At 62.1% G+C, this 26,319-nt stretch carries 18 protein-coding genes and 1 tRNA gene; 16 read left to right on the forward strand and 3 right to left on the reverse strand.

Annotation, left to right across the window (positions count from 1 at the left end):
* Positions 1–156: 156 nt before the first annotated feature.
* The 4 genes from KI241_RS24755 (at position 157) to KI241_RS24770 (ending at position 6,321) form a co-directional block, all read left to right on the forward strand.
* Positions 157–2,079: a PrkA family serine protein kinase gene (locus KI241_RS24755; protein WP_042730372.1), complete on the forward strand. Its 1,923-nt coding sequence runs from the start codon at positions 157–159 to the stop codon at positions 2,077–2,079.
* Positions 2,080–2,196: 117 nt separating this feature from the next.
* Complete coding sequence (locus KI241_RS24760; protein WP_003206179.1) at positions 2,197–3,468, forward strand: YeaH/YhbH family protein; 1,272 nt, start codon at positions 2,197–2,199, stop codon at positions 3,466–3,468.
* Positions 3,465–5,030, forward strand: coding sequence for a SpoVR family protein (locus KI241_RS24765; protein WP_042730373.1), 1,566 nt, complete (start codon positions 3,465–3,467; stop codon positions 5,028–5,030). The genes KI241_RS24760 and KI241_RS24765 overlap by 4 nt, the downstream gene beginning before the upstream one ends.
* Before the next feature lie 64 nt (positions 5,031–5,094).
* The gene (locus tag KI241_RS24770; protein ID WP_212803086.1) at positions 5,095–6,321 is read left to right on the forward strand and encodes a multifunctional CCA addition/repair protein; all 1,227 of its coding nucleotides are present in this window, start codon (positions 5,095–5,097) and stop codon (positions 6,319–6,321) included.
* A gap of 145 nt (positions 6,322–6,466) precedes the next feature.
* Here the strand turns inward: KI241_RS24770 and folK are convergent, their stop codons facing one another.
* Together folK and folB are read right to left on the reverse strand one after the other, a co-directional pair.
* Positions 6,467–6,991, reverse strand: coding sequence for a 2-amino-4-hydroxy-6-hydroxymethyldihydropteridine diphosphokinase (gene folK / locus KI241_RS24775; RefSeq protein ID WP_042729751.1), 525 nt, complete (start codon positions 6,989–6,991; stop codon positions 6,467–6,469).
* Positions 6,982–7,335, reverse strand: coding sequence for a dihydroneopterin aldolase (folB, locus tag KI241_RS24780; RefSeq protein WP_018607238.1), 354 nt, complete (start codon positions 7,333–7,335; stop codon positions 6,982–6,984). The genes folK and folB overlap by 10 nt, the downstream gene beginning before the upstream one ends.
* A 74-nt stretch (positions 7,336–7,409) precedes the next feature.
* Here folB and plsY point away from each other — a divergent pair, with 74 nt between their 5' ends.
* On the forward strand, positions 7,410–7,979 hold the full coding sequence (plsY, locus tag KI241_RS24785; protein WP_003206189.1) for a glycerol-3-phosphate 1-O-acyltransferase PlsY: 570 nt from the start codon (positions 7,410–7,412) through the stop codon (positions 7,977–7,979).
* 51 nt (positions 7,980–8,030) lie between these two features.
* Here plsY and tsaD read toward each other — a convergent pair whose 3' ends face one another.
* Positions 8,031–9,056, reverse strand: coding sequence for a tRNA (adenosine(37)-N6)-threonylcarbamoyltransferase complex transferase subunit TsaD (gene tsaD / locus KI241_RS24790; RefSeq protein WP_047735944.1), 1,026 nt, complete (start codon positions 9,054–9,056; stop codon positions 8,031–8,033).
* Positions 9,057–9,255: 199 nt separating this feature from the next.
* Here tsaD and rpsU point away from each other — a divergent pair, with 199 nt between their 5' ends.
* The 11 genes from rpsU (at position 9,256) to pqqA (ending at position 26,268) form a co-directional block, all read left to right on the forward strand.
* Positions 9,256–9,471, forward strand: coding sequence for a 30S ribosomal protein S21 (gene rpsU / locus KI241_RS24795; protein WP_002551877.1), 216 nt, complete (start codon positions 9,256–9,258; stop codon positions 9,469–9,471).
* A 477-nt stretch (positions 9,472–9,948) separates the two neighbouring features.
* Positions 9,949–11,907, forward strand: coding sequence for a DNA primase (gene dnaG / locus KI241_RS24800; protein WP_042729753.1), 1,959 nt, complete (start codon positions 9,949–9,951; stop codon positions 11,905–11,907).
* Positions 11,908–11,974: 67 nt separating this feature from the next.
* The gene (gene rpoD / locus KI241_RS24805) at positions 11,975–13,822 is read left to right on the forward strand and encodes an RNA polymerase sigma factor RpoD (RefSeq protein ID WP_042729754.1); all 1,848 of its coding nucleotides are present in this window, start codon (positions 11,975–11,977) and stop codon (positions 13,820–13,822) included.
* 126 nt (positions 13,823–13,948) lie between these two features.
* Positions 13,949–17,692: an EAL domain-containing protein gene (locus KI241_RS24810; protein WP_212803087.1), complete on the forward strand. Its 3,744-nt coding sequence runs from the start codon at positions 13,949–13,951 to the stop codon at positions 17,690–17,692.
* Positions 17,693–17,707: 15 nt separating this feature from the next.
* A tRNA-Ile gene (locus KI241_RS24815) sits at positions 17,708–17,784 on the forward strand.
* 43 nt (positions 17,785–17,827) lie between these two features.
* On the forward strand, positions 17,828–20,296 hold the full coding sequence (locus KI241_RS24820; RefSeq protein ID WP_042729761.1) for a hypothetical protein: 2,469 nt from the start codon (positions 17,828–17,830) through the stop codon (positions 20,294–20,296).
* Positions 20,297–20,331: 35 nt separating this feature from the next.
* Entirely contained in the window at positions 20,332–20,793 is a 462-nt protein-coding gene (locus KI241_RS24825; protein WP_042729756.1) for an Lrp/AsnC family transcriptional regulator, read from the forward strand.
* 267 nt (positions 20,794–21,060) lie between these two features.
* Complete coding sequence (locus tag KI241_RS24830; protein ID WP_042729757.1) at positions 21,061–22,743, forward strand: NAD(P)/FAD-dependent oxidoreductase; 1,683 nt, start codon at positions 21,061–21,063, stop codon at positions 22,741–22,743.
* Between the two features lie 12 nt (positions 22,744–22,755).
* Positions 22,756–23,550, forward strand: a complete 795-nt coding sequence (locus KI241_RS24835; RefSeq protein ID WP_042729758.1) for a carbon-nitrogen hydrolase family protein — start codon at positions 22,756–22,758, stop codon at positions 23,548–23,550.
* 48 nt (positions 23,551–23,598) lie between these two features.
* On the forward strand, positions 23,599–26,037 hold the full coding sequence (gene pqqF / locus KI241_RS24840) for a pyrroloquinoline quinone biosynthesis protein PqqF (RefSeq protein ID WP_212803088.1): 2,439 nt from the start codon (positions 23,599–23,601) through the stop codon (positions 26,035–26,037).
* 156 nt (positions 26,038–26,193) lie between these two features.
* Positions 26,194–26,268, forward strand: a complete 75-nt coding sequence (pqqA, locus tag KI241_RS24845) for a pyrroloquinoline quinone precursor peptide PqqA (RefSeq protein ID WP_003177660.1) — start codon at positions 26,194–26,196, stop codon at positions 26,266–26,268.
* Positions 26,269–26,319 lie beyond the last annotated feature (51 nt).

A 26,319-nucleotide genomic window follows, 5' to 3' on the forward strand; every position in this document is an offset into this window, starting at 1 on the left:
CGGTACACCGGCGCACGGGTAATCGGGAGTAAGCTTTCAGGGAGCCTGCATGCCTGGAAGCATTCTGGGGGGTAAACGGCCACTGGGTTCCCAGCGGCTGTCCAGCAACGACTGATTGATCCGACACCGGCTCCACGTATCGAGCGAGGTGACGTCATGAGTATTTTTAGCCACTTCCAGCAACGTTTCGAGTCCACGCGGCAGGAGGAATACTCGCTGCAGGAATACCTCGAACTCTGCAAGCAGGACCGCAGCGCCTATGTATCGGCTGCGGAGCGTCTGTTGCTGGCAATCGGAGAACCGGAACTGCTGGACACCTCGACCAACTCGAGGCTCTCGCGAATCTTCTCCAACAAGGTGATTCGCCGCTATCCAGCCTTTGCAGACTTCCACGGGATGGAAGAATGCATCGAGCAGATCGTGTCCTATTTCCGCCACGCCGCCCAAGGCCTGGAAGAGAAGAAACAGATTCTTTACCTGCTCGGCCCCGTAGGTGGCGGTAAATCGTCCCTGGCCGAGAAACTCAAGCAATTGATGGAAAAGGTGCCCTTCTACGCCATCAAGGGCTCGCCGGTGTTCGAATCGCCCCTGGGGCTGTTCAATGCCACCGAGGACGGCGCCATCCTCGAGGAAGACTTCGGCATCCCACGCCGCTACCTCAATACCATCATGTCGCCATGGGCCACCAAGCGCCTGGCCGAATTCGGCGGTGACATCAGCCAGTTCCGGGTGGTCAAGCTCTACCCCTCGATCCTTAACCAGATCGCGGTGGCCAAGACCGAGCCGGGCGATGAAAACAACCAGGACATTTCGGCGCTGGTCGGCAAGGTTGATATCCGCAAGCTGGAAGAATTCCCGCAGAACGACGCCGACGCCTACAGCTACTCGGGCGCATTGTGCCGGGCCAACCAGGGCCTGATGGAATTCGTCGAGATGTTCAAGGCGCCCATCAAGGTCCTGCACCCGCTGCTCACCGCCACCCAGGAAGGCAACTACAACAGCACCGAGGGCCTGGGGGCGATTCCGTTTACCGGCATCCTGCTGGCCCACTCCAACGAATCGGAATGGCACACCTTCCGCAACAACAAGAACAACGAGGCCTTCATCGACCGGATCTACATCGTCAAGGTGCCGTACTGCCTGCGGGTGACCGATGAGGTGAAGATCTACGACAAGCTGCTGTTCAACAGCTCGCTGTCCAAGGCCCATTGCGCCCCCGACACCTTGAAGATGCTGGCCCAGTTCACGGTGCTGTCGCGCCTCAAGGAACCGGAGAACTCCAACATCTACTCCAAGATGCGCGTGTACGACGGTGAAAACCTCAAGGACACCGATCCAAAGGCCAAGTCGATCCAGGAATACCGCGACAACGCGGGCGTCGACGAAGGGATGAACGGGCTCTCCACGCGCTTCGCGTTCAAGATCCTATCCAAGGTCTTCAACTTCGACCCCCATGAGATCGCCGCCAACCCGGTCCACCTGCTGTACGTGCTGGAACAGCAGATCGAACAGGAACAGTTCCAGGCCGAAACCCGCGAGCGCTACCTGCGCTTCCTCAAGGAATACCTGGCGCCGCGCTACATCGAGTTCATCGGCAAGGAAATCCAGACCGCATACCTGGAGTCCTACAGCGAGTATGGCCAGAACATCTTCGACCGCTATGTGCTGTACGCGGACTTCTGGATCCAGGACCAGGAATATCGCGACCCGGAAACCGGCGAGATCCTCAATCGCGTCGCCCTGAACGAGGAGCTGGAGAAAATCGAAAAACCGGCTGGCATCAGCAATCCGAAGGATTTCCGCAACGAAATCGTCAACTTCGTACTGCGCGCCCGGGCCAACAACAATGGCAAGAACCCCACCTGGCTCAGCTATGAGAAGCTGCGGGTGGTTATCGAGAAGAAAATGTTCTCCAACACCGAGGACTTGCTACCGGTCATCAGCTTCAACGCCAAGGCCAGCAAGGAGGATCAGCAAAAACACAACGACTTCGTCACACGCATGGTCGAACGTGGCTACACCGACAAACAGGTACGGCTGCTCTCCGAGTGGTACCTGCGGGTCCGCAAATCGCAGTAAAACAGCTGCAAGCCACAAGCTACAAGCTGCAAGGAGAAGCGCGTTAGCCCTGGCAACCGGGTAACTGCTTCTACTTGAAGCTTGTAGCTCATCACTTGAAGCTGCCCGGAGGGCCCCATGAGCTATGTGATCGACCGACGCCTTAACGGCAAGAACAAGAGCACGGTGAACCGCCAGCGGTTTCTGCGGCGCTACCGTGACCACATCAAGAAGGCCGTCGAAGAGGCGGTCAGCCGGCGTTCCATTACCGACATGGAACACGGCGAGCAGATCAGCATTCCCGGTCGCGACATCGATGAACCGGTGCTTCACCACGGCCGTGGTGGCAAGCAGACCGTCGTGCACCCCGGCAACAAGGAGTTCACCAGCGGCGAGCACATCCCCAGGCCACAGGGCGGCGGCGGTGGCAAGGGGCCCGGCAAGGCGGGGAACTCCGGCGAAGGCATGGATGAGTTCGTGTTCCAGATCACCCAGGAGGAATTCCTGGAGTTCATGTTCGAGGACCTGGAACTGCCCAACCTGGTCAAGCGCAACCTGACCGGCACCGACACCTTCAAGACCGTGCGCGCCGGTATCAGCAACGAAGGCAACCCGTCACGCATCAACATCATCCGCACCCTGCGCTCCGCCCACGCCCGGCGCATCGCACTGTCGGGCAGCAGCCGCGCCAAGCTGCGCGAAGCCAAGGAAGAGCTGGCCCGCCTGAAGCGCGAGGAGCCGGACAACTTCGGTGACATCCAGGACCTGGAAGCGGAAATCGAAAAACTCAGTGCGCGCATCCACCGCGTGCCGTTCCTCGACACCTTCGACCTCAAGTACAACCTGCTGGTGAAACAGCCCAATCCCAGCTCCAAGGCGGTGATGTTCTGCCTGATGGACGTGTCCGGTTCCATGACCCAGGCCACCAAGGACATCGCCAAGCGTTTCTTCATCCTGTTGTACCTGTTCCTGAAGCGCAATTACGACAAGATCGACGTAGTGTTCATCCGCCACCACACCAGCGCCCGGGAAGTCGACGAGGAAGAATTCTTCTATTCCAGGGAAACCGGCGGCACCATCGTTTCCAGCGCCCTGAAGCTGATGCAGGAAATCATGGCCGAACGCTACCCGGCCAACGAGTGGAACATCTACGCGGCCCAGGCGTCGGACGGCGACAACTGGAACGACGATTCGCCGATCTGCCGCGACATCCTGATCAACCAGATCATGCCGTTCGTCCAGTACTACACCTATGTGGAAATCACACCACGGGAACACCAGGCCTTGTGGTATGAATACGAACGGATTGCCGAAGCGTTTTCCGACACATTTGCCCAACAGCAACTGGTCTCGGCCGGGGATATCTACCCGGTCTTCCGTGAACTCTTCCAGCGCAGGTTAGTGACATGACCGCCAAAAAAGAGCAGAAGCGCCAGCCCATCTCCACCGGCTCCGAATGGACGTTCGAGCTGATCCAGGCCTACGACCGCGAAATCAGCCGTATCGCGGACCGCTATGCCCTCGACACCTACCCGAACCAAATCGAGGTGATCACCGCCGAGCAGATGATGGACGCCTACGCGTCGGTCGGCATGCCGCTGGGTTATCACCACTGGTCCTACGGCAAGCATTTCCTCAGCACCGAGAAGTCCTACAGCCGAGGCCAGATGGGGTTGGCCTATGAAATCGTGATCAACTCGGACCCGTGCATCGCCTACCTGATGGAAGAAAACACCATCTGCATGCAGGCGTTGGTGGTCGCCCACGCCTGCTACGGGCACAACAGCTTCTTCAAGGGCAACTACCTGTTCCGCACCTGGACCGACGCCAGTTCGATCATCGATTACCTGGTGTTTGCCAAGCAGTACATCATGCAATGCGAGGAGCGCCACGGCATCGATGCCGTGGAAGACTTGCTGGATTCCTGCCACGCCCTGATGAACTACGGCGTGGACCGCTACAAGCGCCCGTATCCGATTTCCGCCGAAGAAGAGCGCCGGCGCCAGAAGGATCGCGAAGAGCACTTGCAGAAGCAGATCAACGATCTGTGGCGCACCATTCCCAAGGGCGCGGACAAGTACAACGAGAAAGACAACGCGCGGTTCCCAGCAGAGCCCCAGGAGAACATCCTCTACTTCATTGAAAAACACGCGCCGCTGCTGGAGCCGTGGCAGCGGGAAATCGTGCGCATCGTGCGCAAGATCGCCCAGTATTTTTATCCACAACGCCAGACCCAGGTCATGAACGAAGGCTGGGCGACCTTCTGGCACTACACGCTGATGAACGACCTGTACGATGAAGGCCTGGTCACCGACGGCTTCATGATGGAGTTCCTGACGTCCCACACCAGCGTGGTATTCCAGCCCGGCTTCGACAGCCCGTACTACAGCGGCATCAACCCTTACGCCTTGGGTTTCGCCATGTACCGCGACATCCGGCGCATGTGCGAGGACCCTACCGAAGAGGATCGCCGCTGGTTCCCCGAAATCGCCGGCTCGGACTGGCTGTCCACCATCAAGTTCGCCATGAGCAGCTTCAAGGATGAGAGTTTCATCCTGCAGTACCTGTCGCCCAAGGTGATCCGCGACCTGAAGCTGTTCAGCATCCTCGATGACGACCAGAAGGACGACCTGCTGGTGCCGGCCATCCACGACGAAAGCGGCTATCGCATCATCCGCGAAACCCTGGCGGCGCAATACAACCTGGGCAATCGCGAGCCCAATGTGCAGATCTACAGCATCGACCGCCGTGGCGATCGCTCCCTGACCCTGCGACACCAGGCCCACAACCGCAAACCGTTGGGCGATTCCACCGACGAGGTGCTCAAGCACTTGCACCGCCTCTGGGGCTTCGACATTCACCTGGAAACCCTGCAGGGCGACCAAGTGATGAAAACCCACCATGTGCCGCCCCGCAACGAACAAGGCGAAGGGGACTACGGCCGCCTGGACCTGGCCGTCGTCCATCTCTGATCCCGTTTTCACCTCCGGAAGTCCGACGTAAAGGGTTATCCTGTCGGGCCAACGGAGGTTTTTTATGCAGATCTACAAAGTCGGCGGCGCAGTGCGCGACCGCTTGCTGGGCATTCCCGTCACTGACGTCGACCGAGTCGTGGTAGGGGCCACTGCCGATGAAATGCTCGCCAGGGGGTTTCGCCCCGTGGGAGCCGATTTTCCGGTATTCCTCGACCCGAAGACGGGCGAGGAATACGCCCTTGCCCGCACTGAACGCAAGAGCGGCCGGGGCTACGGCGGCTTCGTGTTCCATGCCAGTCCCGAGGTCACCCTCGAAGAAGACCTGATCCGCAGGGACTTGACGATCAACGCCATGGCCGAGGATGACCACGGCAACCTGACCGATCCATACCACGGCCAGCAAGACCTTGAAGCCCGCATACTGCGCCACGTTTCCCCCGCATTCGCCGAAGATCCGCTCCGTGTCCTGCGCGTCGCCCGCTTTGCCGCGCGGTACGCGCCGCTGGGTTTCAAAGTGGCGGAGCAGACCCTCGGGCTGATGCGCCAGCTCAGCGAATCCGGAGAGCTCGAAGCGCTGACGCCCGAGCGCAGCTGGAAGGAAATTTCCCGGGCACTCATGGAAGACCAGCCACAGGTGTTCATCCAGGTACTGCGCGACTGCACCGCCCTCAAGGTCTTGATGCCCGAAGTCGATGCGCTGTTCGGCGTCCCCCAGCCCGAAGCCCATCACCCGGAAATCGACACCGGCATCCACACCCTGGGCGTGCTGGAGCAGGCCGCCCGTCACAGCCAACCGCTGACCGTGCGCTGGGCTTGCCTGCTCCATGACCTGGGGAAAGGCCTGACACCCGAACACGAATGGCCCCGCCACATCGCCCATGAACACAAGGGGCTGAAGCTGATCAAGGCCGTCAACGAGCGCTTCAAGGTGCCGCGCGACTGCCAGGAACTGGCGCTATTGGTGGGGCAATATCACACCCACGGTCATCGCGCGCTGGAGTTGAAGGCATCCACGCTGCTCGAACTGCTGCAAAGCTTTGATGTGTACCGTCGGCCCCAGCGCTTTGAAGAGTTCATTGCGGCCTGCGAGATGGACGCGCGAGGACGCAAAGGGTTTGAGCGGCGCAGTTATCCACAGGCTGACTATCTGCGCGGGGCCGCGGCGGCGGCTCGCGGGGTGGCGGTCCAGCCCTTGCTGGAAAAAGGCTTCAAGGGCCCGGAACTGGGCGAGGCGATCAAGCGCGAGCGGCTCCGGGCGCTGAAGGCTTACAAGGAGGCGGCAAGCTGAGGGAAGTCGTGTGTGAGTTGTATCTCTAGCAGGTGTACCGCCGCCATCGCGAGCAAGCCCGCTCCCACAAGAGGATCTGCGGCAAAGCCAAACTCCGTGGACACGACCCATCGCTGTGGGAGCGAGTTTGCTCGCGATGACGCTATCAGGAACGCAGCAGGGCTGAAGGCGTAAGCGGCTGCCCTCGCCATTCGAAGGCCACCGGCGCCAGTACCTGGTCGATCCGGGCTTCGTCCCACAGCGTGGCGAAACTCTTGCCGACACCGGGGTGCACCCGATCCGGCGCAATCAACGACAGGGGCCAGAGGACAAAGGCATTCTTGAGGATTTCCGCCCGCGGTAGCACCAGGCCATCGAAGTTGCCGACCTGTTCGCCATAGAGCAACACGTCGATGTCCAGCGGCAGTCCCTTGCGATCGGGGGCATAACGGCCGTTGTCAGCCTCGATGAACTTGAGGCGGCGATCCAGCTCCATCAGCGGCAAATCGGTGAAGGCCGACACGACGAAGTTGAAGAATGGCCCACTCTTGATGCCCACCGGCTGGCTCTCGAAGACGGCCGAACAATGAATGTCCACCAGAAAACCCGCCAGGGCTTCGAGACCGGCGCGCAAATGGGTCTCACGCTCGATATTGCTGCCGAGCCCGAGAAAAACCTGAGTCAGCGACATCCGCGCTCGATCTCCACGCCAACACCGCTGGCCGCCGGGACGGCGCCAGGCTTGGTCACTTTCAGCCGCAGCCAGGTGATCTTGAATTCGTCCATGAGCGCCTGGGCCAGCCGCTCGGCAAAGGTTTCAACCAGCTGGAACTGGGCTTGCTCGGCAAACGCCTGGATACGCGACGATACGCTGGCGTAGTCGAGCGCCAGGGTCAGGTCATCGCCTGCGGCGGCCGGACGGTTATCCCAGGCAAAACTCAGGTCGAGTCGCAGACACTGTCGGATGCCTCGCTCCCAGTCGTAGGCACCGATTACCGTGTCGACTTCCAGGCCCTCGATAAACACTCTGTCCAAGCACTCTTCTCCGCAGCACGACAAGGGCGCAATGCGCCGTTAGAATCAGGGCGTCCTCGCCCGGAATAGTTAGCATGTTTTGGTTACTGGCGATTCTCGCCTACCTGCTCGGCTCGCTGTCCTTCGCCATTTTGCTCAGCCGCCTCACCGGTCGCCCGGATCCGCGAATGAGTGGCTCAGGCAATGCCGGCGCCACCAACATGCTGCGCCTGGCCGGACGCAAACTCGCCATCCTGACCCTGCTTGGCGACCTCTGCAAAGGCCTTGTACCCGTACTGATTGCCAGCCTTGCAGGGCTCTCGTTGCAACAACAGGCCTGGATCGGCGTGTGCGCCGTGATCGGCCACCTGTTCCCGCTGTATTTTCGCTTTCGCGGCGGCAAGGGTGTCGCCACCGCCGCCGGCATGCTGCTGGGCCTGTACCCGCCCGCGGCCCTGCTGGCGGTGTGCGCTTGGCTGTTGACGTTCTACCTGACCCGCACCAGCTCCCTGGCGGCATTGATCGCTACACCGCTGACCCTGCCGCTGCTGGCCTGGCAGGAACCGGCCGCGTTGCTGCCAATGACAGCGCTGGTGGCACTGATCGTCTGGCGCCATCGGGGCAATCTACGCGACCTGTTCGCCGGGCGCGAACGACATTTCTAGGCGGTGCAGGAAAAAACCCACGGGTTCTTCCACACCCACCTCCCCGACGCCCTACAACGGCGACAACTGCTCCATCGGCCAACGCGCCTGCACACTGATCGCCAGGCTTTCCTGCTGCCCGACCTGCAGGCGTTGACAGCCGGCAAAGGCGATCATCGCGCCGTTATCGGTGCAGAACTCCGGCCGGGCGTAGTAAACGTCGCCCTTCATGTCGCCAAGCATTTTCTCCAGCGACGTGCGCAAGGCCTTGTTCGCACTCACCCCGCCGGCGATCACCAGCCGCTTGAGCCCGGCCTGCTTCAGGGCACGCTTGCACTTGATGGTCAAAGTCTCTACCACGGCCTGCTGGAACGCCAGCGAGATGTCGCAACGGGCTTGTTCGCCGTCGTCACCAGCGCTGACGCATTGCTGCCAGGTGTTCAGGGCGAAGGTTTTCAGGCCACTGAAACTGAAATCGAGGCCGGGCCGGTCGCACATCGGGCGCGGGAATACGAAACGTCCGTCGACACCCTGGGCCGCCAGGCGGGAGATTTCCGGGCCACCGGGGTAATTGAGGCCCATCATTTTCGCGGTTTTGTCGAAGGCTTCGCCGGCGGCGTCGTCGAGGGTCTCGCCGAGCAGCTCATAGTGGCCGATGCCATCGACCCGGATCAGTTGCGTATGACCGCCCGATACCAACAAAGCGACGAACGGAAACTCCGGCGGCTGCGCCTCCAGCATCGGGGCCAGCAAATGGCCTTCCATGTGGTGCACGCCCAGGGCCGGAATACCCCAGGCAAAGGCCAGCGCCTGGGCACAGGACGCGCCCACCAGCAGCGCCCCCACCAGCCCCGGGCCGGCGGTGTAGGCAATGGCGTCGATCTCGGTCGGCACGCAGTCGGCTTCGGCCAGGACCTGGCGGATCAAGGGCAGCATGCGCTTGACGTGGTCGCGCGAAGCAAGCTCGGGCACCACCCCGCCGTAGGCGCGGTGCAGGTCGATCTGACTGAACAATGCATCGGCCAGCAGGCCGCGCTCACTGTCGTAGAGGGCGACACCGGTTTCGTCGCAGGAAGTTTCCAGTCCCAGTACTAGCATGGGTTTGCGCCTTGTAGCGGCTGAATTCGAAGGCGCGCATAATAGTCGCCGCGTTGTGCCCCGACCAGCGGTTTTCGATCAGAGGCTTTGCATTCCGAGCGTTGAGGGGTTAACATCCGCAACCCTTAAAAACCGACGTCTTCAAGTGCTCTTTTGCCGCGAGGATGTTGACCCCGGTAATGAATGAAGGTAGCTCTGGATGCCAGCCGTCAAAGTAAAAGAGAACGAACCCTTCGACGTAGCTCTGCGTCGTTTCAAGCGCTCCTGCGAAAAAGCCGGTGTTCTGGCTGAAGTTCGTAGCCGCGAATTCTACGAGAAGCCGACTTCTGAGCGTAAGCGCAAGGCAGCAGCCGCTGTTAAGCGTCACGCCAAGAAAGTTCAGCGCGAACAGCGCCGCGCCGTACGTCTGTACTAATACACAGACGTTCGTAGCAAGCTTCTGCCAAGCCCGGCCCTCAAGCCGGGCTTATGGCATTTGCGGAAAACGCTCGATGCTTCACCGTCAAAGCCGCAGACGCGACCGCGACAACCTGCTTCACCGCGTCAGACCTGGCTCTTTTGCCAGCGGTGCACGTCTCTTCTGACGAGCCTTCCAAGGCTACTGACGAGCACACCCTGATTCCTCTAACGACGATCAGCCCAAGACACCTGCTTGCGTGCCCGCTTCATGAGCTATCCGAGGCCTGACCGGCCGTTACCGGACTCAGCACACTTATTCAAACCGTCAGATACTGATTGCCATTAACGTCAGTGGATTTTCGGCAGATACACTTCCCAACAGCGATGATGCAGACAACCCGGTCGAGCCACCGATTTACCGTGTCTCAAACCAAGCCCCGGTTACGCCTGTTGATTCCGGGCTCCTATTTCGCGCAGTGATGATGAGAACGCCATGGCCGGGCTGATTCCCCAGAGCTTTATTGACGACCTCCTGAACCGCACCGACATCGTCGATGTGGTCAGCTCTCGCGTGCAAATGAAGAAAGCAGGCAAGAACTACACGGCCTGCTGCCCGTTCCACAAGGAAAAAACCCCGTCCTTCAGCGTCAGCCCCGACAAGCAGTTCTACTACTGCTTCGGCTGCGGCGCGGGCGGCAATGCCCTCGGCTTCCTGATGGACCACGACAACCTGGAGTTCCCCCAGGCCGTCGAGGAACTGGCCAAGGCCGCCGGCATGGAAATTCCTCGCGAGGAAAGCGGCCGGCAGCACAAGCCCCGCCAACCGACCGATTCGCCGCTGTATCCCCTGCTGACAGCGGCGGCCGAGTTCTATCGCCAGGCACTCAAGAGTCATCCCGCGCGCAAGGCGGCGGTGGACTATCTCAAGGGACGCGGCCTGACCGGCGAAATCGCCCGGGACTTTGGCCTCGGCTTTGCCCCGCCGGGCTGGGACAACCTGTACAAGCACCTGAGCAGCGACACGTTGCAGCAACGTGCCATGATCGACGCCGGCCTGCTGATCGAAAACGCCGAGACCGGCAAGCGCTATGACCGCTTCCGCGACCGGGTGATGTTTCCGATCCGCGACACCCGCGGGCGGATCATCGCCTTTGGCGGCCGGGTCCTGGGCGACGACAAGCCCAAGTACCTGAACTCCCCGGAAACCCCGGTCTTCCATAAAGGCCAGGAACTCTATGGCCTGTACGAAGCTCGCAAGAACAACCGCAACCTAGACGAAATCATCGTCGTCGAAGGCTACATGGACGTGATCGCACTGGCCCAGCAAGGCCTGCGTAACGCCGTCGCGACCCTGGGCACGGCCACCAGCGAAGAACACATGAAGCGCCTGTTCCGCGTCGTGCCCAACGTGCTGTTCTGCTTCGACGGCGACCAGGCCGGTCGTAACGCCGCCTGGCGCGCGCTGGAGGCTACCCTGCCCTGCCTGCAGGACGGACGGCGTGCCCGCTTCCTGTTCCTGCCCGAAGGCGAGGACCCGGACACTCTGGTGCGTTCCGAAGGTACGGACGCCTTCCGCGCGCGGATCAACCAGCACGCCCAGCCGCTGGCCGATTATTTTTTCCAGCAACTGACAGAAGAAGCCGACCCGCGCTCCCTCGAAGGCAAGGCCCACATGGCCACCCTCGCGGCGCCACTGATCGACAAGGTGCCAGGGGCCAACCTGCGCATCCTGATGCGCCAGCGCCTGACCGAGATCACCGGCCTCAACAGCGAGGCGGTCAATCAACTGGTCCACAGCGCGCCCCAGGAGGCCCCGCCGGCCTACGACCCGGGCATCGACTACGACGCGATGCCGGACTTCGCCGACTATCATCAACCCCAGCAGGATTACGCTCCCCAGCAGGAGTGGACGCCGAAGAAGCCCGGCAGCGGCGGCAAGAAATGGGACAAAAAACCCTGGGACAAGAACGGCAAGCGTGGCGATCGCGACCAGCCACGTGCCCCGCGGGTCCCGGCCGCCGTCGAACCACCAACACTGGCCGCGTTGCGCACCTTGCTGCATCACCCGCAACTGGCCGAAAAAGTCGAGGATGCCGGGCATTTCGCCGCCGAGGACCACAGCAATACGCAATTGCTGGTCGCCCTTCTCGAGGCCGTGCAGAAGAACCCCAGGCTAAACTCTTTCCAGTTGATCGCGAGGTGGCACGGCACCGAGCAGGGGCGCCTGTTGAAGGCCCTGGCCGAGAAGGAGTGGCTGATTGACGGAGACAACCTTGAACAACAGTTTTTCGACACCATTACTAGCTTGTCCGCCCGCCAACGCGAGCGAAACCTGGAACAACTTCTGCGAAAAGCTCGCCAGAGCGAGCTGACCAGCGAAGAGAAAAACCAATTGCGCGACTTACTCAGCCGCAATGTTTGCGCATCAAACCCGACCTCAACTGGCGCGTGAGGTCACAGCTCAGGTATAATCCTCGGCTTGTTTTTTGCCCGCCAAGACCTTCAGTGGATAGGGTGTTATGTCCGGAAAAGCGCAACAGCAGTCTCGTATCAAAGAGTTGATCCTATTGGGTCGTGAGCAGGGCTACCTGACTTACGCGGAGGTCAACGACCACCTGCCGGAGGATATTTCAGATCCGGAACAGGTGGAAGACATCATCCGCATGATCAACGACATGGGGATCAACGTATTCGAGGTTGCGCCAGATAAGGATGCCCTTATGCTGGCCGACGCCGATACCGACGAGGCGGCCGCTGAAGAAGCAGCCGCAGCGCTGGCGGCGGTCGAGACCGACATTGGTCGCACCACCGACCCGGTGCGCATGTACATGCGCGAAATGGGTACGGTAGAACTCCTCACACGTGAAGGCGAGATCGAAATCGCCAAGCGTATTGAAGAAGGCATCCGTGAAGTGATGGGCGCAATCGCGCACTTCCCTGGCACGGTTGACCATATTCTTTCCGAGTACAACCGCGTCACCACCGAAGGTGGTCGCCTGTCCGACGTCCTGAGCGGCTACATCGACCCGGACGACGGCATCGCGCCGCCTGCCGCCGAAGTACCGCCACCGATCGACGCGAAAGCCGCCAAGGCCGACGACGACAACGATGACGAAGACGCCGAAGCCGGTGACGACGAAGAAGAAGCCGAAAGCGGTCCGGATCCGATCATCGCTGCACAGCGTTTCGGCGCTGTGGCCGACCAGATGGAAATCACCCGCAAGGCGCTGAAGAAGCACGGTCGCAACAACAAGGCGGCGATTGCCGAACTGTTGGCCCTGGCCGAGCTGTTCATGCCGATCAAGCTGGTGCCCAAGCAATTCGAAGGCCTGGTCGAGCGTGTTCGCAGCGCCCTGGATCGCCTGCGTCAGCAAGAGCGCGCGATCATGCAGCTGTGCGTGCGTGATGCCCGCATGCCGCGTGCCGACTTCCTGCGTCAGTTCCCCGGCAACGAAGTCGACGAAAGCTGGACCGACGCACTGGCCAAAGGCAAGAGCAAGTACGCCGAAGCCATTGCCCGCCTGCAACCGGACATCGTGCGTTGCCAGCAGAAACTGAGCGCGCTGGAAACCGAGACCGGCCTGAGCATTGCGGAAATCAAGGACATCAACCGTCGCATGTCCATCGGTGAGGCCAAGGCCCGCCGTGCGAAGAAAGAGATGGTTGAAGCGAACTTGCGTCTGGTGATCTCCATCGCCAAGAAGTACACCAACCGTGGCCTGCAATTCCTCGACCTGATCCAGGAAGGCAACATCGGCCTGATGAAAGCGGTGGACAAGTTCGAATACCGTCGCGGCTACAAGTTCTCGACCTATGCCACCTGGTGGATTCGTCAGGCGATCACTCGCTCGATCGCCGACCAGGCCCGCACCATCCGTATCCCGGTGCACATGATCGAGACGATCAACAAGCTCAACCGTATTTCCCGGCAGATGCTGCAGGAAATGGGTCGCGAACCGACGCCGGAAGAGCTGGGCGAACGCATGGAAATGCCTGAGGACAAGATCCGCAAGGTACTGAAGATCGCCAAAGAGCCCATCTCCATGGAAACCCCGATCGGTGATGACGAAGACTCCCATCTGGGTGACTTCATCGAAGACTCCACCATGCAGTCGCCGATCGATGTCGCCACCGTAGAGAGCCTCAAGGAAGCGACCCGCGAAGTACTCTCGGGCCTCACCGCACGTGAAGCCAAGGTACTGCGCATGCGCTTCGGCATCGACATGAATACCGACCACACCCTTGAGGAAGTCGGTAAGCAGTTCGATGTGACCCGTGAGCGGATCCGTCAGATCGAAGCCAAGGCGTTGCGCAAACTGCGCCACCCGACGCGAAGCGAACATCTGCGTTCCTTCCTCGACGAGTGACCCCCAAAACCCCCGGCCCTGCCGGGGGTTTTGCCATGTGTCGATAAAAACCCTCCGTTACGCCCTCCCCGCCCTGTTGGCCGTCTACACTCGAAACATCCTCCCCGAACCATTGACGAGACAGTGATGCCCAGACTGACGGCCGCGCTTTTGTTGTCATTGATGACATGGACCGCAACAGCTGGCGCGTTCACGCTCACCGACGAGGAGCAACGCTGGCTCAAGGACCATCCCGACCTGCGATTGGGCATCGATGCCTCCTGGCCGCCGTTTGAGTTTCGCGACGACCAGGGCCGTTACCAGGGCCTGACCGCCGACTACGTCGACATCCTCCGCGAGCGGCTGGCCATCAAGATCGTCCCGATCGAGCCGGCCACCTGGACGGAGGTGCTGGAGCAGGTCGTACAGGGCAAGATCGACCTTCTGCCGGGCATCATGTCCACCCCCGAACGCCAGAATTACCTGGCCTTCACCCGTCCCTACCTCGACTTCCCCATTGTCATCCTGGCCCACCGCGGCGGCGCCCAACCCCATAGACTGGAAGACCTGTACGGGTTGAAAATCGCCGTGGTGGAGAACTACGCCCCCCACGAGCTGTTGCGCAATCATCACCCCGACCTGAACCTGGTGGCGCTGCCCAACGTCAGCTCAGCCCTGCAAGCCCTGGCGACCGACGAGGTGGACGCCGTGGTCGGCGACCTGGCCTCCAGCGTCTGGAGCCTGCGCCAACTCAAGCTCGAAGGCCTTTATGTCAGCGGGGAAACGCCCTACCGCTACCAATTGGCGATGGCCGTCCCACGGGACAGCAAGATCCTGGTGGGCATCCTGGACAAGGTCCTGGCTGACATGAGCCCGGCCCAGGTCAGCGAGATCCAGGCGAAATGGGTCGGCAATGTGCATGACTACCGCCAGTTCTGGTCGGACCTGGTGGTCTACGGCCTGCCGGCTCTGCTGCTCCTGGTGGGCATCCTGGCGGTGGTGATTCGCATCAACCGTCGTCTCAGCTCGGAGATCGCCCGGCGCGTCGAGCTGGAGCAGGAGTTGCGCAGCAGCGAATATCATTACCGCGGACTGGTGGAAAGCCTGTCGGCCATTGCCTGGGAGGCCCGGGTCAGCGACTTCACCTACAGCTACGTGTCACCCCACGCCGAAGAACTGCTGGGCTACCCCCTCGCCCACTGGCTGATCCCGGGGTTCTGGCGCAATATCATTCACCCGGCCGACCTGACCAGGGCCGAGACCTATTGCAACCAGGAAGTGCTCGCCGGCCGCGACCATTGCATCGATTACCGCGTACTCACCGCCGACGGCCGCTGCCTGTGGGTGCGCGACATCGTCAGCCTGATCGAACATGCCCATGAACCCGTGATGCGCGGGCTGATGATCGACATCAGCGAGGCCAAGCGCACCGAGGAAGCCTTGCGCCTGTCCGAACAGAAATTCGCCTCGGTGTTCCGCCAGTGCCCGGACATTCTGGTGATTGCGCGCCTGCTCGACGGCTGCCTGCTGGAGGTCAACAGCGCTTTCGAGGAGCAGATCGGCCTGAGCGCCGCCGAGGTGGTGGGTCGGACCGCGACCGACCTCGACATCTGGGGCATCCAGGGGGTGGGGCCGAGCCTGTTGCAACGTCTGCAGGCCGGAAGCATCCGCAACCTGGAGATGCCCTTCCGCCGCAGCAACGGCCAGGCGTTCACCGGGCTGATTTCCGCCGAGCCGTTTGACCTCGACACCACGCCGGCCCTGGTCGTGGTAGTGCGTGACATCAGCCAGTTGAAGGAAACCCAGCAACAGTTGCAGACCTCCGAAGAGAAGTTTGCCAAGGCGTTCCACGCGTCACCGGATGGCTTGCTGCTGTCCCGGCAAAGCGACGGCCTGCTGATCGAGGTCAACGAAGGCTTCAGCCGCATCACCGGCTTCAACAGTGCCTTGTCGGTGGACCGCTCGACCCTGGACCTCGGCATCTGGGTCAATCTCAACGAACGCAAACAGATGCTCGACCTGTTGCAGCGCGACGGTTTCGTGCGGGATTTCAGTTGCCATATCCGGCGCAATGACGGGCAGATCCGGCTCTGCGAAGTGTCCAGCCGACCGCTGCCCATCGGCGACGAAGACTGCATGCTGACCATCGCCCGGGACATCACCGAACGCCACTTGATGCAGGAAAAGCTGCAACAGGCGGCCACCGTGTTCGAAAGCACCGCCGAAGGCGTGTTGATCACCGATACGCAACAACACATCAGCGCCGTGAACCGCGCCTTCACCGAAATCACCGGCTACAGCGAGACCGAAGCCTTGGGCCATACACCGCGCCTGCTGGCTTCCGGCCTGCATGACAGCGCGTTCTACGCCGCGATGTGGCACCAGTTGACGGCGGAGGGGCACTGGCAGGGGGAGATCTCCAACCGGCGCAAGAACGGCGAGCTGTACCCCAGCTGGCTGACCATCAGCGCGGTGCGCAACCGGGAACAACAGATCACCCATTTCGTGGCGGTGTTTGCCGACATCTCCAGCCTCAAGCATGCCCAGGCCCGGCTTGATTACCAGGCCCACCACGACCCGCTTACCGGCCTGCCGAATCGCACCCTGTTCGAAAGCCGCCTGCTGACAGCCTTGACCAGCCAGCAGGAGCAAGGCGGCCAGGGCGCGGTGCTGTTTCTCGACCTGGACCGTTTCAAGCACATCAACGACAGCCTCGGGCACCCGGTCGGCGACCTACTGCTCAAGGGCATCGCCGTGCGCTTGCGCGAGCAACTGCGTGATATCGACACCGTGGCTCGCCTGGGCGGCGACGAGTTCATCATCCTGCTGCCCGGCTTGCAGCAACCCAGCGACGCCGAGCACATCGCCCAGAAGCTGTTGAACTGTTTTACCGCGCCATTCCAGGCCGGCGAACACGAGTTCTTCATCAGCGCCAGCATCGGCACCAGTCTTTATCCACAGGACGGTTGCGACGTTGCCACGCTGGTCAAGAACGCCGACGCGGCGATGTACCGCTCCAAGGCCAAGGGCCGCAACCGGGTGGAAAGCTACACTCGCGACCTCACTGCCCAGGCCAGCGAGCGCGTGGCCCTGGAGCACGAGCTGCGCCGGGCGATCGAGCGCAATGAACTGTCGCTGTCCTTCCAGCCGAAAATCAGCCTCGCCGACAACCGACTGGTGGGGGCCGAGGCGCTGATTCGCTGGTACCACCCGACGTTTGGCGACGTGCCGCCGGAGCACTTCATTCCCCTGGCCGAAGAAAACGGCATGATCCTGCAGATCGGCGATTGGGTACTGGAGCGCGCGTGTCGGCAACTGTGCGAATGGAACAGCACCTACGAAAGCCTCGGCCCGTTGTCGGTCAACCTGGCCGGCGCCCAGCTACGCCAACCCAACCTGCTGGGGCGCATCGAACAATTGTTGCGGGAGAACCAGCTCGAACCGGGTCTGTTGCAACTGGAAATTACCGAAAACTTCATCATGAGCCAGGCTGAAGAAGCCCTGATGGTGCTGCACCAACTGAAAAAACTCGGCGTGCAACTGGCCATCGACGACTTCGGCACCGGTTATTCCTCCCTGAGCTACCTCAAGCGTCTGCCGCTGGACATCCTCAAGATCGACCAGTCCTTCGTCCGCGGCCTGCCCGACGACCCCCACGACGCCGCCATCGTACGGGCCATCATCGCCCTGGGCCGCAGCATGCAATTCACCATCATCGCCGAGGGCGTCGAGACCCTGGCCCAACAGCAGTTCCTCACCGAAGAAGGTTGCGAACAAATCCAGGGCTACATCGTCAGCCTGCCGCTGTGCGCCGCCGAGTTCGCCGCCACGTTCCTGCGTGTGACCGTATCGGATTATTCGGATAGCACAGCCGAGAAACCGTCGCTATAATCCGCGGCCTACTGAGGGCCTATAGCTCAGTTGGTTAGAGCAGAGGACTCATAATCCTTTGGTCCACGGTTCAAGTCCGTGTGGGCCCACCAAATTGAAAGCCGCGCATTGCGCGGCTTTTGCGTTTTTGAGAGGGTGGTTGCCTCGTTCCTCCCTCCCCTCCCAGAGACGTCCATCATCGCCAGCCCCAGCCTCCCCCGACTGTTTCTCGATCTGTTCTGGCAACTGGGCATCCTGGTGGTGCCGGCCTTTTTCGTCACGGTGATGCCGCCGGTGTTGGCCTTGCTGACGGTGCTGTTGCTCGGCGTGTCGATGGGTCTGGCGGTGCGCCTGGGCTTTCGATCGACCGCCCGAGGCCTGGCCCGATTGACGATTGGCGCGGTGTTTGGCCTGGGCTTCAGCCTGGGCAGGGCGCTGCCCGAGTGGTGGGGCATCCTGGCGGCGATCGCCGCGATCATCGGCGGGCTCGCGGGCGTCAGCACGTGGGAGCGGCGCCTTGGCCTGGTGGTGGAACCGGTCAAGGGCCCGAGTGCCTGGGGTGGCGGCGAGCCGCAGTTGACGCCCGAGGGCGAGCCGATCCGGACGTTCAATCACAGTGAAATCGCGATGGGGGGCCCGACCTATTGCGACTACCTGTTCCCCGACGGTGTGCTGTTACAAGGTCTCGGGTCTTCGGCGGTGTTCTCGGCGGATGGACGTTACTTTGCGGCAACCGTACCGTCCCGGCAGGCTTGGGGGTTAGTCGTGCTTGACCGCCAGCAGCGGCGGGTCTATCGCTGCGACAACAGCGAGTTCTGGGAATTGGACACGCTGGACCTCAACGGGCTGGCGGGTCGCCACAGCCCGCTGGTGGACGATGGCGCCCGCCAGGCCCGGCTCGATGAATTGCTGCAAACCGCCCGCGTCGCCGAACTGGTACCCGTCGCCGACCTCTGGCTGGAACCTGGCAGTTACCCGGACGCTATCGCGCACACGATCGAGCGCCGCTCTGCCGACGGGCAACACTGCCTGACGGGCAGGCTTTCACTGCCTCCGGTGTTTCGCGACCTGCCCCAACCCCTGGCGCCGCTGGTGTCACCGCGCTATGCCATCAGCGTCAATGAGCAGCCCTCCGGCCTGTTGATGGGCGCCGATACGGCCATTGTCTGGAGCTCCGATCAGCACGCTCTGGTGTGCCAGGCCCAGGAGCAGGGCGGCAGTTCCGAGGGCGACCGGTACTGGTTGTGGCACGCCGACCAGGGCTGGCGCGCCCTTCCCTCACCCTGGGTGAAGCATGACGTTGAGCCGTCCTTTTACTGGGGTGACGTGCTCGGTCTCGACGCCCATCATGTGCGCATAGGTGCATACCTGGATTACCCACGCCCGTCCCTTGGCCGGCATGGTTATCGCCTCGACAGCATCCACGGCGATACCGAAACCCAGGCAGGTCACGATGCCCAGGGTCGCGTGCAGGTGGCCGAGTTTCAGTTGACCCGGATGAGCATCGTGCTGCCGTTGGACAGTGAGGGCCGACGAGGTGACGCGTTCATCGAGACACAGCCGTTGCTGGGTGGCCTCTGCGCCCACCTGACCTGGCTGACCGACAATCACGCCGGCATGGGCGCTTATCGTTGCCAGATCGGTGACTGGCAACTGCCTGGGCGCTGGCTGCTGGATCATCGGGTGTCGGACTGCGGACGGTATCTGGCGCTGTTGCCTTTTGCCGAAACGATGACGTTGGCCACCCATGCGGTGGTGGTCGATGTGCCGGCACGCAGCCTGTTGCAAGGACCGCCCCTGTGGGTGGCCCGCGTGCTTGATTTCCGTAATGGCCTGCTGAGCCTGGCGACGATTGCCGGCCGCCTGGGCCAGGACCTTGAAGGCAATGCACTGCAACGCTTCGACATCCCTGCGCCACCGGTCGGCAGCGATCCGTCGTTCTTTCATCCCGACGAGCGATCCCGGCTGTTCTACAACGCCGTAGAGCTGCGCGTGACCGGCTCTCAGCTACACAGCGTCGCCCCCTGGCGCCAAGTGGATCGCCCCCAGGTGGCCAATGCCGACGGCGATTTTATCCAGCCCGCACCGGGAGGCCAGGACGCCGCCTGGCTGTTCGGCAGTGAAACGGAGTACGGCGACAGCTGGATCCGCGCCAGCTCGCCACGGCTCGGCGGCCATCTGCTGACAGCCTCTGGCTGCGCGCTGAACGAGCTGGCGCCTTCAATGATCTGGTCACCGAAAGGCCGCTATCTCGCCCTGACCCGCATGGCGACAGATGTAACCGAGCTTTGTGGCCACTATCGAGGCTGGCAGTTGCTGCTGCTCGATGTCCAGGAACACACGCTGCGGGTGCACCCGCAATGGCTGGGCAACCGTCCGCTGTTCGAACGCTTCGGCAACGATCATGTGCAAGTCCGGTGTTTCGAACGGGATTGGGCAGCCGAGGACGATGATGACCCGGGCTCCGTGCGGTCCTTGCCGCTGTCCGCGCTGCTGCAATTGCCGGTTGAACCGCTGGTCTGCCAGGACGGTATCTGGCTCAGGGCCACGCAAACACACTTGGCACCTGCCTGGCGCGCGCTGACATTACCGGCCATCGGCTATTTCCAGCCAGAGAACCTGTAACATGTTCGCCCACAACGCCCACGCCGGAGCCCGCCTTGGCTGACACCCGTCCCCCCGTCCTCGACGAAATCGACCGCCAACTGATCGCGGCCCTGCAAATCAATGCCCGGGAAAGCGTCGCCATGCTCGCCCGGCAACTGGGCATCGCCCGGACGACCGTGACCTCACGACTGGCGCGCCTGGAAAAGACCAAGGTCATCACCGGATACGGCGTGCGCCTCGGCCAGCGGCTGATTGATGGCGGCTTGCAGGCCTACGTCGGCATCAAGGTCCAGCCGCGCTCCGGCAAGGACGTGCTGCGGCGCCTGAGCGCCATGGCCCAGGTCCAGCAGCTTTGTGCCGTCAGTGGCGAGTTCGATTACGTGGCCTGGCTGCGCACCGATTCGCCAGAACAGCTGGATCAGTTGCTGGACCAGATCGGCAGCGTGGACGGCGTGGAAAAGACCACCACCTCGATCATCCTCAGCAGCAAGATCGACCGGGGCCAGCCGCTCTAGAACCCGCACTTGTGAGCGCGCGGCTGCTCGTGATTGCGTGAGACCAGGCAGTGCCTGCATCGCAGACATACGTCCTTCGTGAGCAGGCTCGTTCCCACGGGAAGGATTTTTGTCATTAAGACTGTCAAATACGTCAAATCGACTCATCACACATAAAAATGACGACATATTGTGTCTTATTAACGTATCTCCCACTCCCTAGAATGGCTGGCATCTTTCCTATACTCAGACGCGAGCTTTGCGTCGAGTCGCCCATCAAGGTCCGCCATGAACAAGCACAATCGCCATCCAGCAGACGGTAAGAAACCCATCACTATCTTCGGGCCGGACTTCCCTTTCGCTTTTGACGACTGGATCGAGCACCCGGCGGGGCTGGGCAGCATTCCTGCCGAGAACCTGGGTGCGGAGGTGGCGATTGTCGGGGCCGGGATCGCCGGGCTGGTGGCGGCGTACGAATTGATGAAGCTGGGCCTCAAGCCCGTGGTCTATGAAGCGTCGAAAATGGGTGGGCGGCTGCGCTCCCAACCATTCAATGGCGCCGAAGGGGTGATCGCCGAGTTGGGCGGCATGCGTTTCCCGGTGTCTTCCACGGCGTTCTACCACTACGTCGACAAGCTGGGCCTGGAAACCAAACCGTTTCCCAACCCGTTGACCCCAGCCTCGGGCAGCACGGTCATCGACCTCGAGGGCCAGACCTACTACGCCGAGAAAATGGCCGACCTGCCGGCCTTGTTCCAGGAAGTGGCGGACGCCTGGGCCGACGCCCTGGAGGATCGCTCGCGCTTCGGCGAGATCCAGCAGGCGATCCGCGACCGCGACGTGCCGCGCCTAAAGGCACTGTGGAACACCCTCGTCCCCCTGTGGGATGACCGCACGTTCTACGACTTCGTGGCCACTTCCAAGGCCTTCGCCAAACTCTCTTTCCAACACCGCGAGGTGTTCGGCCAGGTCGGTTTCGGCACGGGTGGCTGGGATTCGGACTTCCCCAACTCGATGCTGGAAATTTTCCGCGTGGTGATGACCAACTGCGACGATCACCAGCACCTGGTCGTCGGTGGCGTCGAGCAAGTGCCCTACGGCATCTGGAAGCACGTGCCGGAACGCTGCGCGCACTGGCCCCAGGGCACCAGCCTGAGTTCGTTGCACCTGGGCGCTCCGCGCAGCGGCGTGAAGCGCATCGCCCGGGCCGCCGACGATCGCTTCAGCGTGACGGACGTCTGGGGCGACACCCGCGAATATGCCGCCGTACTGGTCACCTGCCAGAGCTGGCTGCTGACCACCCAGATCGAATGCGAAGAGGCGCTGTTCTCGCAGAAGATGTGGATGGCCCTGGACCGCACCCGCTACATGCAATCGTCGAAGACGTTCGTGATGGTCGACCGGCCGTTCTGGAAGGACAAGGACCCGGAAACCGGCCGCGACCTGATGAGCATGACCCTGACCGATCGCCTGACCCGCGGCACGTACCTGTTCGACAACGGCGACGACAAGCCGGGGGTGATTTGCCTGTCCTACTCCTGGATGAGCGATGCGCTGAAAATGCTCCCGCACCCGGTGGAGAAACGGGTGAAGCTGGCCCTCGACGCGCTGAAAAAAATCTACCCCAAGGTGGACATCGCCGCGCGGATCATCGGCGACCCGATCACCGTGTCCTGGGAAGCCGACCCGCATTTCCTCGGTGCCTTCAAGGGCGCCCTGCCCGGCCACTATCGCTACAACCAGCGCATGTACGCGCATTTCATGCAGGACGACATGCCGGCTGAACAACGCGGGATCTTTATCGCCGGCGATGACGTCTCATGGACACCCGCCTGGGTTGAAGGCGCGGTACAGACCTCGCTCAATGCCGTGTGGGGAATCATGAAGCACTTCGGCGGAAAGACCCACGCCGAGAACCCGGGTCCAGGCGATGTGTTCCATGAGATCGGTCCGATCGCCCTGCCTGAATAAAAGGAGTTGTCGATGCGCGTAGCCCTCTATCAATGCCCACCGTTGCCACTGGATCCGGCCGCTAACCTGCAACGCCTGCACCAGATCGCGCTGGAAGCCAGGGGCGCCGATGTGCTGGTGCTGCCGGAGATGTTCCTGACCGGCTACAACATCGGCGTCGACGCGGTGAACGTATTGGCCGAGGTCTATAACGGCGAATGGGCGCAACAGGTCGGCCGCATTGCCAAGGCGGCCGGGCTGGCGATTGTCTATGGCTACCCCGAACGCAGCGAAGACGGGCAGATCTACAACGCGGTGCAATTGATCGACGCCCAGGGCGAACGCCTGGCCAACTACCGCAAAAGCCACTTGTTCGGCGATCTCGATCACGCGATGTTCAGCGCCGGGGACAATGCGCTGCCGATCGTGGAGCTCAATGGCTGGAAGCTCGGCATGTTGATCTGCTACGACCTGGAGTTCCCGGAGAACGCCCGGCGCCTGGCCCTGGCCGGTGCCGAACTGATCCTGGTGCCGACCGCCAATATGCAGCCTTATGACTTCATCGCCGATGTCACCGTGCGCGCCCGGGCCATCGAGAACCAGTGTTTCGTGGCCTACGCCAACTACTGCGGCCACGAGGGTGAACTGCAGTACTGCGGCCAAAGCAGCATTGCCGCGCCGGATGGCAGCCGGGCCGCGTTGGCGGGGTTGGACGAGGCCTTGATCGTGGGGGAACTGGATCGGCAAGTGATGGACGACGCTCGCACAGCCTACAACTACTTGCACGATCGCCGCCCAGAGCTTTACGGCGACTTGCACAAGCACTGACACGGTCTAATCCGCTAGCATGAGCGCATCTCTGTCCTGGAAGCGCTCATGCCGGCCCCCGATTCCCCTCGCCTGACTCCTGAAACCCTGGCCAACGGCCTGCAGGTGACCGTGCGTCACGTCCCTGGCCTGAAGCGCAGCGCCGCCGTGCTGCGGGTGGCGGCCGGCAGCCATGACGAGCCCCTGGCCTGGCCTGGAATGGCGCATCTGCTCGAACATCTGTTCTTCCTGGGTACCCAGCGTTTCCCCGTCGGCGAGAACCTGATGGCCTACGTGCAACGGCACGGCGGTCAGGTCAACGCACGCACCAGCGAACGCACCACCGACTTCTTCTTCGAAGTCCCCCCAGCGGCCTTCAGCGGCGGACTTGAACGGCTCGGGGACATGCTTACGCATCCGCGCCTGGATGAAGCCGATCAGTTGCGCGAACGAGAAGTGCTCCAGGCTGAGTTCGTCGCCTGGTCCCAAGACGCGACCGCCCAGCGACAGCTTGCCCTGCACAATGGGCTGTCGGCGACCCATCCGCTACGCGGCTTTTATGCCGGCAACCGCGACAGCCTGGCGGTTTCTCAAGCCGAATTCCAAGCGGCCTTGCACAGCTTCTACCAACGGTTTTACCAGAGTGGCCAAATGCGCCTGAGCCTGGTGGGCCCGCAGAGCGTCGAGGCGCTGATGGCGCTGGCCGAACAATTCGGTGAGCAACTGCCAAGGGGCGAAGCGGTGCGCAGGCAACTGCCGCCGCCGTTGATGGCAACGGCCCAGCCTCACTATCAACAGCTCGACAATGACAGCCTCGACCTGCTGTTTGCCTTCGAACAACTTCCTGACGCCTCGCCCCAAGCCCTGGCGTTTCTCTGCACGTGGCTGGAATCCAGCAAGCCGGGCGGCCTGCTGGCAGCGTTGCGTCAGCGTGGCCTGGCGGACAGCCTCAAGGCCAGCGTGTTGCATGAATTTGCCGGGCAAGCGCTGTTGCACCTCGAACTCAAGCTCATCGCTGATCAAGCGTCGAACGACATCCAGGCGTTACTCCACGATTGGCTGGGTTTCTTTGCCGCCCAGGATGACTGGGCGTCGTTGCGCAGCGCGTTCAGCGCCCGCTTGCAGCGTCGGCAGGAAACCGGTTCGGCGTTGCAACTCGCTCGCTGGGACAGCGAAGGGCTCGATGCGCCCCTGTCGGAGCACGACCTCGCGAGACTCAGGGAAATCCTCAGGCAATTGCACCCGGCCACTGATGTGATCGGCGAATGGCATTTGCCCGCGCCCAACCCCTTCCTGCAAACACCCGACGAAGCGCCCCGCGCCGGCCTGATACGCGGCCAGACCAGCGCCCATCGCGGGTTGCGCACCTTCGCCCAGGACCGCTCCCGGGGCCGCCGAGAGCGCTCGCCCATGTCGTTCAGCCCGGCGCTGGCGAACCACAACCGCGAAGGCGCGGTGTACCTGCGCTGGCGCTTGACCACCCAGGCACCGCCGGACCTTCAGACCAGGCTCGACCGGCATCTGCACGACCTGTACGAGGATGCCCGCCAGGCCGGCGTGGACATCACCTTCGAGCCGTCCGGCCACCAATGGCTGTTGAAACTGGTGGGCCTGCAAGCGCCCATGCCGTCGGTGCTCGAACATGTGCTGGCGAAACTGGGGGAGCCGCTGCCAACGGCCCGCGCCGCACACGAAGCGCCGCCGATGCCGATTCGACATCTATTGAAGGCCCTGCCGGGGTGTTGCAGCCGTTTATCGGTACCGCCATTGCCCATTGGGGCTCGCGATGAGGACCTCTGGGCAAGCGCCCAGTGGGATGGACTGGCCGTGGGGCTTTCAACGGTGGCTCAAGGGGCCATGGGCCCGGTGCTGGCCCGGGTGCCGGGCATCGGCAGCCAGGACTCCGATCCGCTGAAATGGCCCGCAGGGCGGCGCCTATGGAAAAACCTGCAGACCCATGGCGACGAACACGCCGTGTTGTTGTTTTGTCCGGCACCCACTACGACGCTGTCGGACGAGGCCGAATGGCGGCTGTTGGCGCAGTTGTGCCAGGCGCCGTTTTATCAGCGCCTGCGGGTCGACCTACAACTGGGCTATGGCGTGTTCAGTGGCTTGAAACAGCTCGACGGGCACACCGGCCTGCTGTTCGGCGTCCAGTCGCCCCATGCGTGCGCCACGACGCTGATCGGGCATATCGAGCAGTTCCTCAATGACCTGCCGGACTTGATCGAGCAGACCGAGGACCTGGCCCTGGGCAACTCGCAACGCAGCCTCGCTGCTCAGCTCCAGGGGGATGTCCTGCCGGCTCCGCAAGCGGCCGAGCTGCTCTGGCAAGCCCGGCTGGCCGGCCACCCGTCGGATTACCCCCAACGCTTGCCTGAGGCTCTCCAACAGGTGGATCGGACGCGGTTAATGGCAGCCGCCCAGCGCCTGATCGATGCCGAAGGCAGCTGGTTTTGCCTGGCCAACGGGGCCGGCGGGGGTTCGCCGTGGCAAAGCTGGGACTGATCGTTACCGGCGCTGCAAAGAGCTTTCTCCGAGAATCGCGGCCTGAAAATTGTTTAATTTAGTAACATAGTCGCCTAAGCATCTGAACATCTCCGAACGGAGGTGGACTATATGTATAGATCCCAACCGTCCCACCCCAACCAAAGGAGTATTCCCATGTCCTGGTCCAAACCCGCATATATCGACCTGCGTATCGGTTTCGAAGTCACCATGTACTTCGCCAGCCGTTGATCGTTGCAGGCACTTGAGCACGCAGCACAACGCCTCGGTCAACCGGGGCGT

It is taken from the genome of Pseudomonas sp. Cab53 (genome assembly GCF_018325965.1).
GTDB lineage: Bacteria > Pseudomonadota > Gammaproteobacteria > Pseudomonadales > Pseudomonadaceae > Aquipseudomonas > Aquipseudomonas chlororaphis_E.

Bases quoted from the DNA above. Each gene is read 5' to 3' on its own strand.
- KI241_RS24755 (WP_042730372.1), top strand. From the start codon at position 157: ATGAGTATTTTTAGCCACTTCCAGCAACGTTTCGAGTCCACGCGGCAG.
- KI241_RS24760 (WP_003206179.1), top strand. From the start codon at position 2,197: ATGAGCTATGTGATCGACCGACGCCTTAACGGCAAGAACAAGAGCACG.
- KI241_RS24765 (WP_042730373.1), top strand. From the start codon at position 3,465: ATGACCGCCAAAAAAGAGCAGAAGCGCCAGCCCATCTCCACCGGCTCC.
- KI241_RS24770 (WP_212803086.1), top strand. From the start codon at position 5,095: ATGCAGATCTACAAAGTCGGCGGCGCAGTGCGCGACCGCTTGCTGGGC.
- folK (WP_042729751.1), bottom strand. From the start codon at position 6,991: ATGTCGCTGACTCAGGTTTTTCTCGGGCTCGGCAGCAATATCGAGCGT.
- plsY (WP_003206189.1), top strand. From the start codon at position 7,410: ATGTTTTGGTTACTGGCGATTCTCGCCTACCTGCTCGGCTCGCTGTCC.
- tsaD (WP_047735944.1), bottom strand. From the start codon at position 9,056: ATGCTAGTACTGGGACTGGAAACTTCCTGCGACGAAACCGGTGTCGCC.
- rpsU (WP_002551877.1), top strand. From the start codon at position 9,256: ATGCCAGCCGTCAAAGTAAAAGAGAACGAACCCTTCGACGTAGCTCTG.
- dnaG (WP_042729753.1), top strand. From the start codon at position 9,949: ATGGCCGGGCTGATTCCCCAGAGCTTTATTGACGACCTCCTGAACCGC.
- rpoD (WP_042729754.1), top strand. From the start codon at position 11,975: ATGTCCGGAAAAGCGCAACAGCAGTCTCGTATCAAAGAGTTGATCCTA.
- KI241_RS24810 (WP_212803087.1), top strand. From the start codon at position 13,949: ATGCCCAGACTGACGGCCGCGCTTTTGTTGTCATTGATGACATGGACC.
- KI241_RS24830 (WP_042729757.1), top strand. From the start codon at position 21,061: ATGAACAAGCACAATCGCCATCCAGCAGACGGTAAGAAACCCATCACT.
- KI241_RS24835 (WP_042729758.1), top strand. From the start codon at position 22,756: ATGCGCGTAGCCCTCTATCAATGCCCACCGTTGCCACTGGATCCGGCC.
- pqqF (WP_212803088.1), top strand. From the start codon at position 23,599: ATGCCGGCCCCCGATTCCCCTCGCCTGACTCCTGAAACCCTGGCCAAC.